Below are 12,707 nucleotides of genomic sequence, written 5' to 3'. Positions count from 1 at the left end.
TTCTGCCTTACACACTTTTTGGGATACTACCCTGATTTATAGCAAGATATAAAATCGTTTTTCAACTTGTCCGATAAGTAGCTCCACAGCACCCGACAGGGTGCCATTCAGCTACCCCCCAGTCAAGACTCGCCCTCCCCCAGAGCCAAAGACTGGCGGGTTACGAGGGGTCCAAAACCAACGACCCTTGTGATTGCAAGCATGCAGCCACAAGGGTCGTATATCATATATATGTGATGGGATGCTATCTCGCCACTTCGAGGGAGCCACCGGAGGAGTTACCGGCATACTCGGGGGCGTAGTAGCTCTGGATCTGGGCGGGGCCGTAGGTGAAGTGACCGCTCTGGGTAGCGACCGCTTCAAGCTCTATCTGATGGCGTCCGCGTGGTAGGTAGTCGATGTATAGTCGGTCGTGATTGTCGCGACGACTATAGTCGAACCAAAGGCGGTCTGCCAATCGGAAGCCTTCAAAGTCGTAGCCCATCTCCGCCGCAGCTGGGCGTGGGTCTTGTATGGTGACCAGACTGAGGTCTTGCTTTGCCTCAAGGAGGTAGCGGACTATCAGCTTATCGCCCTTCTGGACGTTGGTAGCTAGGGTAAAGCTTTCTTTCCCGTTGCTATCGACCTTGCGGACGTAGATCTGTTTCTTAATCGTCAGCCGCTTACCCGTTGGGGTGACCTTAGCACTCGGTTGGGTCACGAGATATGAGAGTCCTCCAAAGATACAATCGCTCTGGATGCCACTCCAGGTGAGTGTGAGTGGCCCCTCCTTGGCGGGGTACCGCACTGCTACGGTGCCGGTCACTCTCTCCGTAGGCGAAAGCTGGTAGCGCTCACCATTGATGGTGAGTGTGGCACGGTCGCTAATGGTGGTGGGGGTCACCTTGTCAAGGATCAGCTGTGCCACCCGCACGATCGCTTGGTCGTACCAAATGGCATTTTGCTTCACCTGCAAGGCAAACTTCACCACCTCTTGGCTCACCTCTGGCTCATCTTGATTGAGGAAGAGCATGAGGGTGAGCTTCTCATCATCATTAAACGTGTAGCCACTGCGGTCCTTGATGAACTGACGCACCTGGGCGTAGACCTCAGGTTGGTCGTAGATCCGACTGTACTCTGCAAATCGTAGCATCGTGCTATTGCTGGCAGATTGGTACCCCTTTCGGAGAGCGTCCACTTGCTTTTTCATCGGTTCGCCAAAGTCGGGCAGTGGGTAGCTATATTGGTGCGCAATGAGTGCAAAGGCGACGAAGTCTCCGTAGTAGCTATCCTCCCTCTGTAGCTCCTTAGCCAAGTAGGGAAGAGAGGCTTGTAGACTCTTTTGTAGCTCTGGATTGGTCACCTCCAAGCCACCCAATTGCTCTAGTATATAATGGGTGAGCCAAGGAGTGGCGTGCAACGTCTTAAGACTATAGCGGAAGCCTCCACCCGAGACGGCATGGCTCTGAATGCTCTTCTCTATCTGAGCTAGTCGCTCTGTAAGTGCCTTTTCGTTGGTGATGAATTGGTAGAAACTAGCTAAGGTCTGAGGGTCGGCTATTCGGTCGCTCCAGTGAGCTGGCTTCCCTTTAATCAAGCTCAGCTCCTTAGCATCCTTCTGTAGCCGCACTGCTAGCTCGGGATTCGACTTCAGGTAACTATGGAGACGGCTGTAGACGCTATAGAAGTGGAGCTCTCCAAAGAGTGAGAGGTCGCTCTTGAGGCTCTCCCTATGGCTAATGGCCAATTTGCTTAGAAGCAATTGGATAGGATCAAAGTAAAGCTGGAGCATCAGGTCACTGCTAGCGAGCTCTTGCTTAGGTGGGGCAAGGGTCACTTGCGACTCCTTGTAGAGTGAAATGGGGAGCGCCACCGTGTAGGTGGAGAGGTTACTGATCAGCGGAATCACCCGCTCTAGTCCGTCACTCAGTTCGCCCGAAGTGATCTTTGCCTGCAATTGGAGTTCTGCTGCTTGTGGAGCGGTGGTGCTAAAGGGGACGCTAACCGTTTCGTGGGCTGGCACCTCTATCGTTCCCTCAGCCAATAATTCGGCACCAGAGGTAATCACATAGGTGGTAGCGCAGCTTTGGTCACCAGTATTGCGTATCTGAGCAGAGCCGTCGAGGCGGTCGCCCCACACAAGGTAACGTGGGGTGGAAAGCTCTATGCTGAGTGGCGAGTAGACTTCTAGGGTGGTATTTTCCAGTACCTCTTCGGTGAGATTGTCGTTGAAGGCATAGAGGTAAGCGACATACTTAGTCTGCGTGTCGGGGGCTTTGAACTTCAGAAGTAGCTCGCCCTCTTGATCAGTCTCAAGGAGTGCCGAGAAGTAGGCTGTCTCGGCAAAGTTGGTGCGGAGAGCCGGCTCCTCAGGTGCTGAGGTAACCACCACTTCATCTAGGGCTGCCTGCTTACTCATCTCCATTGGTGCCGCTTCGGTTACCGCCATCAGACGAAGTGGAGCACGAGCCCCATAGACGGCTCCCTCTAAGTTATTCTCTAGCCTTAGTCCACTCTCTATAGGAATCCATGGCATTGCCCCTACACTCAAAGCAGCATCTTTGACTGCTTTATCATAAACAGTGGCAATGACTGGGGAGTTGGCAAGCGGTTGTCCCGACTTGCCAATCACCTTGACCCGCTTTTCCACCTCACTGCCTGGGCGAATGCTTTCATCGAAAGCAAAGCCTTCGAGCTTCGCCTTCTCCTTTGCCACCTCCTCCTTTGGTAGGTCCAATCGCTTCACCCTCGTCTCCATATTACGGAGCGACTGTAGCATCACCCTTTCGGCACCCACTTGTGGCAGCGTGTGCTTGTAGAGCGTGCCGGCTACCACCTTGATGTACTCCTTGTAGATAGTCTTGTCCTCTTTTTCAAGAGAAAGGATGATGAGTTGATCGTTACTCGAACCAAAGAGAAGTGCCCCATCGGGAAGGAACTCAGCCCAAATTGGGTACTTATCGTGTAGCTGAGTATCGCTGGAGCTATAGAAATAGTACTTTTGGTAGGTTTCATCTCGCTGCTCCTCTCCATACCCATCTACCGTGCGGAGCTGTAGGTGGTAGCCACCGCTGGGGAGGTTAGGAAGGGAGAACTGTTGCTCGCCATTCACTGGGAGGTTGCCTAGCGGAATGGTATCCTGCTCATTCACCAAGTAGGCAGAGATAACGCGGTCGGAGATATCTCCGAGCAACCGATGATTATAGGGCTGGAGGGTAGTAGAGAGCGTGAATTCTTCCTTATTAATGGATGTGTCCACATTAATAAGAGACTCCGCATCCAGGGGCATATCGGTATCGAGTAGCTCAAGGTAACGAGAGGTTCGTGCGGTATTTCCAAGAGCGTCTGAGGCAGATAGCTCAATTCTATCTCCATACTCATCCTCTTCCTCAGAGAGTGCGGGCGTGGTGATAAGGAAGTGACCATCGACACCCGAAGTCACCTTTATCCTCTTATCACCTCCATAGAGAAGCTCCACGGTAGCTGGCGTAGGTAGCCCATTGAGGTCGGTCGTTTGCCCATAGAACTTCATCGGATGGGCATAGAGATAACCGGTGGGGATGCTATCTATAGAGACCTGGAGGTAACTACGCTTGTAGTCCTGCACCTCAATCCCCTTATTGCCCCACTTAGAAATGAGCTGGAAGTTGGAGAGATCCTGATCCTCTGGTAGGGTAAAGGTGAGCTCCGCCACACCGTGCTGGTTGGTGGTCACCTTCTTCGTCTCGAGGGTAACCAAGTCGAAGTTGTGATAGGCTTGAAGCTTAATCGTAAGAGGCTCAGAGGGCAAAACGTGTCGGTCATCGCCTTTGTACTTAGCGGTGACGGTGCCCACCTTGACCTCCTGCCCACGACGGTAGATAGGGCGGTCGGTATAGAATCTGGTAACCTTTGTCTCCCTCTGTTTTTGAGCTCTTGGTAGCTCACTAATATAGACTTGCTCCTCAGTGATCAACCGTGGATCCTTCACCACTGCCCAGTAATAATTTGGTCTGCTCTGGAGTAAAGCTCGTCCTTCACTATCGGCCGCCATCGTAGTAAATACCTTGCGATCTCCATCCATTAGATCAATCCGTACGTTGGGCACAGGGGCACCAGTGGCACGGTCCAGCACCTCTATCTGCTTGCAATAATTCTCTAGGTCGTAAGTATAGACCTTAAGAAGTTCGTAGGAGAGATGGGTGCGGTATTGCCCCTCCTCAAGAGAATAAGCGTAGAAAGCCACCTTTGAGAGCCGGTCGGTGAAGGTCTTACGGACAATCCCCTTAGGGAGCTCACCAATGGTGACACCTCCACTCCTCTGTAACTTATTCGGCTTTGATAGAATACCAAAAACCTTGATACGCACCTCGCCAGTAGCGGTATTCAACACCTCGGGTCGGATCGCAACCAAGCGGTCACCTAGATACTCCTGATAGATTTGCTCGGCTTCCGACTCGTAGGCACTCCCTTTGAGCTGAGTAAACAGTCGCTCTCCCTCCCTTTCAAAAGGAACTACCATAGCCGTCCACTGTTCATCTAGCTCGGTGGCGTGGTCATCCGAAAGCTTTATCTCCAGCTCCCTTAGTTCGTGTATCAATCGGTAGCGAAGGAGCCACATATCTATCAAATGCCCCTCATCGGTCTCGGCAAACCGTGGGCGACACTCCTTGAGCTTCACCTCATCAAGTTGGAGATTGAAATACCGCACTATCTGGAATGCCTCTGGGTAAAACTCCTTCTGCAGAGCTACCTCTAGCTCACTCGTGAGCAAAGGCTTTAACTCCTTGTCACTAGAGACAAACTGATTGAGTATCTCCAGTAGGTTGTAGTATTGATTTTTAGAGGAATCGAGATAAAAACCCCACCGCTCTACACGCTGCTGACGGCTAAGCTCTTCGCTAGGAAGTAGCCGAAGGAGCTCTCTCTGATGGAGCAACTGGGTGAGCAACTTCCGGCTCTCCTCCCTCGTCTTCTCGGGACTCCAAAGGAGGGTGTCGGCAGAGGCGTCATTGGAGCTATCGTACTCCGTCAGCGCACGCCCATAATTGGTGTATAGCCTATTGAGGGCTCGTACCTCAGCGGTAATATTTATCTCAGTCGGGTTCATTGTCTTCTCTATCTTGCCCCACGCTGCGATGGCACTAACGAGTAGTGCGGGGATCAGTAACCACTTAATTAATCTCTTCATTGTCTTACCTTTTTAATTTCATCATCCGTAGCACCTAGTGCCTTTGCTCGTTCAAAGTCGGCCTCCGCCTCCTTCTCCTCTCCATACTTGCTCCAGATTGCTCCTCGCAAGAGGTAATCCTCCTTTGTCGGTACCTTCAGCTCCTGTATCACGTGCCGTACCCTATCGAGGGCCTCCGCCTTTCGGTCTTGCTCCAATAGCAGCCAACCCAATGCTCGGTAAGCGTTGGGGATCTTTGGAAACTTATCTATCAGGTGCGTCAGTAGCTTCTCCGCCGAAAGCGGGTCACCAGAGAGTTGATACTCCTTGGCGAGTGCTATGCGAGGGAGATAGGCCTCGGTATTGAGCTTTAGTATCTGCTCAAGGTCGTGGATAGCACCATTGTGTAGCCTTAGCTCGGAGCGAACCCTCGCTCTATTATATAAAGGGATCTCCCACTCCGGATTCTGCTGAATGAGTTGGTCGAGGTCGAGGAGGGCATCTTGATACCGTGCCACCCCTTCGTACAACTCAGCACGGCGAGAGCGGAGCTGCGTCACCTCGGGCTGTAGCCGAAGGGCCTCTGTGAGTTCGGAAATAGCAGCTAAGGTGTCTTGCCTTGCCACAAGAAGTTCGGCAAGATTGCCGTGGAGCACAAAGTTGCTCTCCTTATCGGGATAGCGTGTGAGTGCTTCGCGGAGCACCAGTTCTGCACTATCGGGCTTCTGAGCCTCGTAGTAATCGTAGTAGCGCATCACCAGTGCCTCGTAGCTATCGCCCTTTGTCGGCTGCTGTGCTACAGCTCCCAGATAGGAGCAGGCAAGGGCCAGTAAACTCCAAATATACTTATTCATAACTCTTAGACGTGACTATTTGGAGAAGGTTTGTTTGGAAGAGGAGTTTATACCCCTTTACAGACGGTACTTCCCTTCATCCTCATCCTGCAAGATACTGAGGTAGCTCTTGTATCTAGAGCGTGCGATGGTGCCTCTATTGAGCCCCTCACAGACGGCACACTTAGGTTCGTGCGTGTGGGTGCAATTGTGGAAATGGCACTGCTTCCCCAGCTCAAAGATCTCTCGGAAGTAGTGGCTCACCCCTTCGCGCTCAAACTCTATCGTGCCAAATCCCTTGATGCCAGGAGTATCAATGAGATAGGTATCGGGCTCAGTACCATAGGGGATCATCTCGGAGAAGGTGGTGGTGTGCACCCCCATATTGTGTGCCTCGGAGATATCCTGAGTGCGGAGATTGGCCCCTGGTACAAGGGCATTGATAAAGGTAGACTTCCCCACTCCCGAATGCCCACTAAGCAGAGTAATGCCTGTGGAGATATACTCCTTCAGTGACTCCATTCCTTGCCCATGCTTCGCCGATATCTTGAAACAGCGGTAGCCCAAGCCCTCGTAGAGCCTCATCAGCTCATTGAGCTTACGCTCTTCGTGGTCATTGTAGCGATCCGCTTTATTAAAGACAAGGGCTGCCTCCACCCGATATGCCTCGGCTGTAGCTAAAAACCGATCAATGAATGTAGTGGAGGTAACTGGATAATTGACCGTCACCAAAAGGAGGGCTCGGCTGAGGTTAGCACCTAATATATGTGCTTGCTTGGAGAGGTTGGAGGAGCGTCGGATAATATAATTAGTACGCGGATGGATCTTAGTGATCCACCCCAAATGCTCTTGCCCCTTCGCCTCTTCCATTGTTTCGGGTAGCTCAAAGTCAACAACATCACCCACCGCCACAGGGTTGGTGGTCTGGATATCATTCACCTTGAAACTCCCCTTCAGCTTGCAGCTATAGCTCTCAACATCTGCTACCTTTACTTGGTACAGACTCCCTCTATTTTGGATAACTAAGCCGGTCATGGCATCGTAGTTATACGGTCATTATCTCCTTCTCCTTAGCGGCAAAGAGTTGATCAATCTTCTTGATAAAGTCGTCGTGCATCTTCTGGATATCACCCTCAGCAGACTTAGAGGCATCCTCAGGCATGCCATCCTTCACCTGCTTCTTGAGCGTATCAATCGCATCACGGCGAGCGTTGCGTACACTCACCTTGGCCTGCTCCGCCTCACCCTTCACTTGCTTTGCTAGGTCGCGACGACGCTCCTCGGTGAGTGGTGGCATTCCAATTCGGATCAAGTCGCCATTATTCTCAGGCATAATGCCGAGGTCGGAATCAATAATCGCCTTCTCAATATCGCGGATGATATTCTTCTCCCAAGGGGTGATGATGATCGTCTTAGCATCTGGCACCGATACATTCGCCACATTATTGAGTGGGGTAGGATTGCCATAATAATTGACACGGATATCATCAAGCAATTTGGGATTCGCTTTGCCGGCACGTATCTTAGCCAATTTGTCATCTAGGAAGTCGATGGTCTCGCTCATCGCCTTTTTGGTCTCTTTCAGGATAGTAGCTACATCTTTCATAAACTGTCAGTATTGAATTTGGTTGGATAGTCTATATAATTCATTACAAAGATAGAGAATTATCCCCATAAGTACAAAGGGTTCATCGCAAAATAGTTATTTCATCAATAGTGTCCTAAACGTTTTTGGAGGGTGAAGGGTGTAAGATAGCCGTCAAACGAGTCAAGCGAGTCAATCGCCCCTGCAATCTCAAACATATCAACTTTTTCTTACTGGTGTATATGTTCTTCCAACCACTCTTTCAAAACAACAGCATGATTGCATTTCTCGCTTTTTGCGCCATACAGAAGGGTCACGTTGTGATCTTGCAACTTCTGCACACACAAATCTTTAAACTCTTGTGATGCCGAGTTCTCTGACAATTCCTGTCTGTATCTCTTTTTAAACTCATCATATTTTTCAGGAGTATGGGAAAACCATCTTCGAAGTCCATCTGATGGTGTGATCTCCTTAGCCCATAAATCTATTTTAGCATTTTCCTTTTTCATCCCTCGCGGCCATAGTTTGTCCACAAGAATGCGAAACCCATCTGTTTCAACTGGAGTTTCATAGATTCGCTTGCATCTCAATTCATTCATTATGTATTGTCTCCTTTAAGGTGAATTCATTACTTGCGGTTAAAGACAAATGTACGAATAAATCATCATAATATGGTGCTACAACCGCACTTCATAGCGACTCTTAGATCTCCGCAGATTTCAATCTCTCCCAAGGAAATCGGAAAGCTTCACGAAGCAAACGGAAATTACGGGGGATATATTTCTTATAATCTGACCAAAATATGTATATTTGCTAGTGGTCAACTAGCCTAAGGGATAGCCATCATGTCTTTGCTAGACTAATATAAATTCACGTTAAACGATCAGTGAAATATGAGCGAATTCTTACATAACACGCCAGATGAGCGCAAGACGATGCTCAAAGAGATACTCCTGCGCTTACATCAAGGAGAGCAGCCCGAAGCTCTCAAGCGGCAACTCTCCACACTCCTCCACACTATCCCCTACCAAGAGGTCGTCGCTGTGGAGCAGGAGCTAATAGATCAGGGACTACTATCGACAGATGAGATACAGATCTTTTGCGACCACCACTCAGAGATCCTAGAGGGAGCTATAGATGTGAGTGGAGCTAAAGAGGTGCCTGCGGGGCATCCCATTGACACCTTTAGAGCAGAGAATGTAGCCCTAGGGGAGGTAGTCTCCGAGTACAATGCTTTGGCAAAAGAGATCAAAGGGGAGCATTGCGAGCATCCGCTCTCGGAGCTCTTGCTAAGTCTGAGATCTATCTTCAACCGACTGATGGATGTAGACAAGCACTATCTGCGCAAGGAGTACCTGCTCTTCCCATACTTAGAGCAGCATGGAGTGACTGGACCTCCTGTAGTCATGTGGGGCAAGCACGATGAGATTAGGAAGCTACTCAAGAGTGCCATAGCAGTACTCTCTGGAGAGATCTCAGATACGGCATCTCTGAGAGATCACATCGTAGAGACCTTTGACCCTGCAGTGGAGATGCTGGACAGTATGATCACCAAAGAGGAGATGATCCTCTTCCCCATGACACTGGACCTACTGTCGGAGGCTGAGTGGTATCACATTTATCAGGAGACCCCTGAGTTTGGATACTGTCTATATGACCCACATCGTAGAGACCTTTGACCCTGCAGTGGAGATGCTGGACAGCATGATCACCAAAGAGGAGATGATCCTCTTCCCAATGACACTGGACCTACTGACAGAGGCTGAGTGGTATCACATCTATCAGGAGACACCAGAGTTTGGATACTGCCTATATGACCCGCAGACTGTATGGCAACCAGACGTGGAGGCGGACAACCTGCACTTTCAGTACGAGAGCCATGATGCTATACGGCTGTCTACTGGTGCCTTTAGCGTAGCGGAACTAGAGGCTCTACTCATCCACCTCCCGATAGACATCACCTTTGTGGACAAAGACGATAAGGTGCGCTTTTACTCTCACAGCCCCAAGCGAGTCTTCGTACGCAATAGATCCATCATCGGTAGAGATGTGCGTATGTGTCATCCGCCTGAAAGTGTCCATGTCGTAGAGCAACCTGCACTTTCAGTACGAGAGCCATGATGCTATACGGCTCTCCACGGGTGCTTTTAGTGTCGCGGAACTAGAGGCTCTACTCATCCACCTCCCAATAGACATCACCTTTGTGGACAAAGACGATAAGGTACGCTTCTACTCTCACAGCCCCAAGCGAGTCTTCGCTCGCAATAGATCCATCATCGGTAGAGATGTACGTATGTGTCATCCGCCCGAAAGTGTCCATGTCGTAGAGACTATCCTTGCCGACTTCAAGAGTGGTCGCCAGAGCTGTGCTAAGTTTTGGATTGGCAACTTCCGTGGGCGATTTATCTATATAGAGTACACAGCTGTGCGTGACCCCGAGGGTAACTATCTAGGGGTCGTTGAGTGCTCTCAAGATATTACTGAGCTACGGCAACTAGAAGGCTCTAGGACGCTTCTGAATTATGACTGATACGACACCTCTCCTCATCACCCCTGAGACCAAAGTGGGGGCGATGCTAGACCGCTACCCGGAGCTCATCGATACGCTTGTATCGCTCTCGGATCGGTATAGAAATCTGACCAATCCGATACTGCGCAAGACTGTAGCACCTCGTACTCCGCTCAAGCTCGCAGCACAGATGGGCGATGTGGACTTAGCCTTACTGGTTAATACGTTACGACAAGCCGTCGGACAGCCTCCACTTGACCTGCCAAAGTAGAGTTTATAAGTTCGTCTATCTTGGACGAGCTCTAGAAAAAGGAGACTCAATCGCAGCTCAAGGCGGTTGAGTCTCCTCGTGTTTTGCAAGTAGAGGGGTGGGGGTAAAACAACGCCAACAAACAGACGCATTTAGCTCCTTTCAGATAGGGCAGAAGGACCTCGGCTGAGGGGTCCTTATCTATAGACCCCCAAACGATGCCAAAAACTGTGGTGCCACGCCTTGGAAAAATATCTGTAACTTTGCACTATATAAATAAAGGAGATATGAATGGAACAATGACATTAGGGGTGGGACTCGTCATAACGATAATAGTAGTGGTTCTCCTCATTGCCTTAGCAGTGCTGGGAATCTACTACCTACGGAAGATGCTCAAAGCCAACGATGGAAAGGTGCCACAAGAGCCTTGCCACACACCAGAGCATAGCTGCAGCGGTTGCTGTGGCGGTACAGAATGTTTCCATGCCAAGCTAAAGCAGAAGCCCCACATCGTCTACTTCGAAGATCAGGAGCTAGACCGCTTCCGCCAGCGCAATGGAGAGGACTACACCCCTGGCGAGCTACAAGAGTGGCAAGAGGTACTCCAAACCCTCCGCCCAGAGGAGGTATCGGCATGGGCAAGGAGCATCCGACTGCGTCGCCTACCGATTCCCAAGACCATCCTCACTCAGCTAGAGCAACATCTCAATAGAGAGGCGTAAACGATGCTAGAACTATTCAACTACAGCTTTTTCACCCACTCTGCCATTGCCGTGCTACTCACTGGGTTGATCACTGGCATCGTGGGCAGTTTTGTAGTAGTCCGCCGAATGGTCTTCATCTCTGGTGGCATCACCCACAGCTCCTTTGCGGGACTCGGGCTAGGCTTCTTCTTGGGGCAAAACCCACTCCTCTACGCCATTGGTGCCGCTATCCTCAGCGGGCTAGGGGTAGAGTGGCTGAGCCGAAAAGGAGCCGTCCGCGAAGATTCCGCCATTGCCGCCATCTGGTCGCTCGGGATGGCCCTCGGCATCCTCTTCACCTTCCTCACCCCAGGGTATACCCCCAGCCTCAGTAGCTTCCTCTTTGGCAATATCCTACTCGTTACTCCACTAGAGCTTTGGCTACTTGGCATCTATGTAGTCGTCACAGCACTGCTACTCGGCTTCTTTTACTGGCCACTACTCTACACCTCGTTCGACCCCGAATTTATGCAGATACGCCGTCTGCGCCACCGCTTGTACCAGTACGGCATGATGGTGTGGATCTGTATCGGCATCGTCCTCAGCATCCGCGTGATGGGTATCATGATGGTGATGAGTATGCTCACCCTACCACAAATGACCATCAGCCGCTACACCCATAGCTTCAAGAGGCTCATCATCGGAAGCACCCTCCTCAGCACCGTCACCGTGCTCATCGCCCTCTTTGCTAGCTACTACCTCAATCTCCCCACAGGCGTGCTCTCGGTGATCCTACTCTCCGTAGTCTTTCTGCTTTGCAAAGCCCTACCCCGCCCCAAAACTGCCTGAGATGCGTGGTTCCAAAGCCTTCCTCGCCCTACTCCTCCTCCCTTGCTTACTAGCGGGCTGCTCCTTGCTGAATAGGGCAAAAAGCTACAACCAACACTACTTTCTAAAGCAAGAAGTGGCAAAAATAGAGGCACAATTACTCGCCTCTTCCCCCACCCTTCGTCCCCCCAAAACCCTCTACCTATACGACGAAAAAGGGGTCTATCAACAGCCACTCACCGACCTCCTTCACCGCCTACCCACTAATGACCCCCTCACCCAAAGAGTGGCACAACTACTCGGCGATGGCTTGGCACTCCTTGAGAGAGCCACCGACACCCTACAGCTGATTAATGCCCACCTACTGATGGACAACCCCACCGAGGCTAGTCGCCTGCTCGCCCTTTGGTCCAATCCCGACCCCGCCTCACAAGCAGTCATTGCCCTCGCCCAAGGCGATACCCTCAACACCATTCACCACTTAGAGGAACTCTTGAAACAACCCAAGAGCCCTCTCGCCTATCGTGCCGCCCGATTGTGGCACCACCTCGATGCCTCCGCCCAAGCGCCCCTGCAGTACCTTTCCCGCAAAAGTCCCTCCCAATGGGAGCGCTTTACCGCCACCGTCGAGCTAGGCGGTAGCCCCACTGGCAATACTGCCGAAGAGCAAGCCTACATCACCTACCGCTCGGCACTACAGCAGCTCGATACCCTCCACCTCCAGAAAGCGACCGAACAACTTCTACAGCTTCCCGAGAGCGAATGGCAGACCGCTGCCCTCCTCACCCTCCGCCCCCTCCTTTATCAGCGAGAGCAGTGGGTCACAGCCCTCGCTCTACAGCAAGCCCTACCAGCAGAGTATCAGGCCGATTACCCCTACCTTCTCCTCAC

At 51.2% G+C, this 12,707-nt stretch carries 10 protein-coding genes and 1 pseudogene; 6 read left to right on the top strand and 5 right to left on the bottom strand.

The window, feature by feature from the left end; all coding sequences use genetic code 11:
* Positions 1-244: 244 nt before the first annotated feature.
* From QVO39_RS08085 to QVO39_RS08065, 5 genes are all read right to left on the bottom strand, one after another.
* A complete protein-coding gene (locus tag QVO39_RS08085; RefSeq protein WP_021903743.1) occupies positions 245-5,149 on the bottom strand; it encodes an alpha-2-macroglobulin family protein in 4,905 nt (1,634 codons plus the stop codon).
* Complete coding sequence (locus tag QVO39_RS08080; protein WP_021903742.1) at positions 5,146-5,982, bottom strand: tetratricopeptide repeat protein; 837 nt, start codon at positions 5,980-5,982, stop codon at positions 5,146-5,148. Before QVO39_RS08080 ends, QVO39_RS08085 begins: the two co-directional genes overlap by 4 nt.
* A 57-nt stretch (positions 5,983-6,039) precedes the next feature.
* Entirely contained in the window at positions 6,040-6,996 is a 957-nt protein-coding gene (gene rsgA, locus QVO39_RS08075; RefSeq protein ID WP_021903741.1) for a ribosome small subunit-dependent GTPase A, read from the bottom strand.
* Positions 6,997-7,006: 10 nt separating this feature from the next.
* Complete coding sequence (gene frr / locus QVO39_RS08070; RefSeq protein ID WP_502685074.1) at positions 7,007-7,525, bottom strand: ribosome recycling factor; 519 nt, start codon at positions 7,523-7,525, stop codon at positions 7,007-7,009.
* Positions 7,526-7,776: 251 nt separating this feature from the next.
* Positions 7,777-8,145, bottom strand: a complete 369-nt coding sequence (locus tag QVO39_RS08065; protein WP_021903738.1) for a DUF488 domain-containing protein — start codon at positions 8,143-8,145, stop codon at positions 7,777-7,779.
* A 294-nt stretch (positions 8,146-8,439) separates the two neighbouring features.
* Between QVO39_RS08065 and QVO39_RS08060 the strand changes: the two genes are divergently transcribed.
* From QVO39_RS08060 to QVO39_RS08030, 6 genes and pseudogenes are all read left to right on the top strand, one after another.
* Positions 8,440-9,225 (top strand): DUF438 domain-containing protein, encoded by a 786-nt coding sequence (locus QVO39_RS08060; RefSeq protein WP_021903736.1) that lies wholly within the window; start codon positions 8,440-8,442, stop codon positions 9,223-9,225.
* Positions 9,206-10,076 (top strand): annotated as a pseudogene (locus tag QVO39_RS09185) (PAS domain-containing protein); the annotation flags it as partial. The gene QVO39_RS08060 and the pseudogene QVO39_RS09185, both read left to right, overlap by 20 nt.
* Entirely contained in the window at positions 10,069-10,326 is a 258-nt protein-coding gene (locus QVO39_RS08045) for a DUF1858 domain-containing protein (protein ID WP_018028617.1), read from the top strand. The pseudogene QVO39_RS09185 and the gene QVO39_RS08045, both read left to right, overlap by 8 nt.
* Before the next feature lie 266 nt (positions 10,327-10,592).
* The gene (locus QVO39_RS08040) at positions 10,593-11,027 is read left to right on the top strand and encodes a FeoB-associated Cys-rich membrane protein (protein WP_021903733.1); all 435 of its coding nucleotides are present in this window, start codon (positions 10,593-10,595) and stop codon (positions 11,025-11,027) included.
* A gap of 3 nt (positions 11,028-11,030) precedes the next feature.
* Positions 11,031-11,837 (top strand): metal ABC transporter permease, encoded by an 807-nt coding sequence (locus QVO39_RS08035; RefSeq protein WP_021903732.1) that lies wholly within the window; start codon positions 11,031-11,033, stop codon positions 11,835-11,837.
* Between the two features lies 1 nt (position 11,838).
* Positions 11,839-12,707 (top strand): hypothetical protein (locus tag QVO39_RS08030; protein ID WP_288171940.1); only part of this gene is annotated, 869 nt, incomplete at its 3' end.

The organism is Porphyromonas sp. CAG:1061, from assembly GCF_000435035.1.
In the GTDB taxonomy this organism is placed as follows: Bacteria; Bacteroidota; Bacteroidia; order Bacteroidales; family Porphyromonadaceae; genus Porphyromonas_A; species Porphyromonas_A somerae.
The sequence above is the reverse complement of the archived record's forward strand: the minus strand, read 5'-3'. Positions and strand labels throughout refer to the sequence as shown.

Coding starts and splice junctions, on each gene's coding strand:
- QVO39_RS08065 (WP_021903738.1), bottom strand. CDS start 8,145: ATGAATGAATTGAGATGCAAGCGAATCTATGAAACTCCAGTTGAAACA.
- QVO39_RS08085 (WP_021903743.1), bottom strand. CDS start 5,149: ATGAAGAGATTAATTAAGTGGTTACTGATCCCCGCACTACTCGTTAGT.
- QVO39_RS08080 (WP_021903742.1), bottom strand. CDS start 5,982: ATGAATAAGTATATTTGGAGTTTACTGGCCCTTGCCTGCTCCTATCTG.
- frr (WP_502685074.1), bottom strand. CDS start 7,525: ATGAGCGAGACCATCGACTTCCTAGATGACAAATTGGCTAAGATACGT.
- QVO39_RS08045 (WP_018028617.1), top strand. CDS start 10,069: ATGACTGATACGACACCTCTCCTCATCACCCCTGAGACCAAAGTGGGG.
- QVO39_RS08040 (WP_021903733.1), top strand. CDS start 10,593: ATGAATGGAACAATGACATTAGGGGTGGGACTCGTCATAACGATAATA.
- QVO39_RS08060 (WP_021903736.1), top strand. CDS start 8,440: ATGAGCGAATTCTTACATAACACGCCAGATGAGCGCAAGACGATGCTC.
- QVO39_RS08035 (WP_021903732.1), top strand. CDS start 11,031: ATGCTAGAACTATTCAACTACAGCTTTTTCACCCACTCTGCCATTGCC.
- rsgA (WP_021903741.1), bottom strand. CDS start 6,996: ATGACCGGCTTAGTTATCCAAAATAGAGGGAGTCTGTACCAAGTAAAG.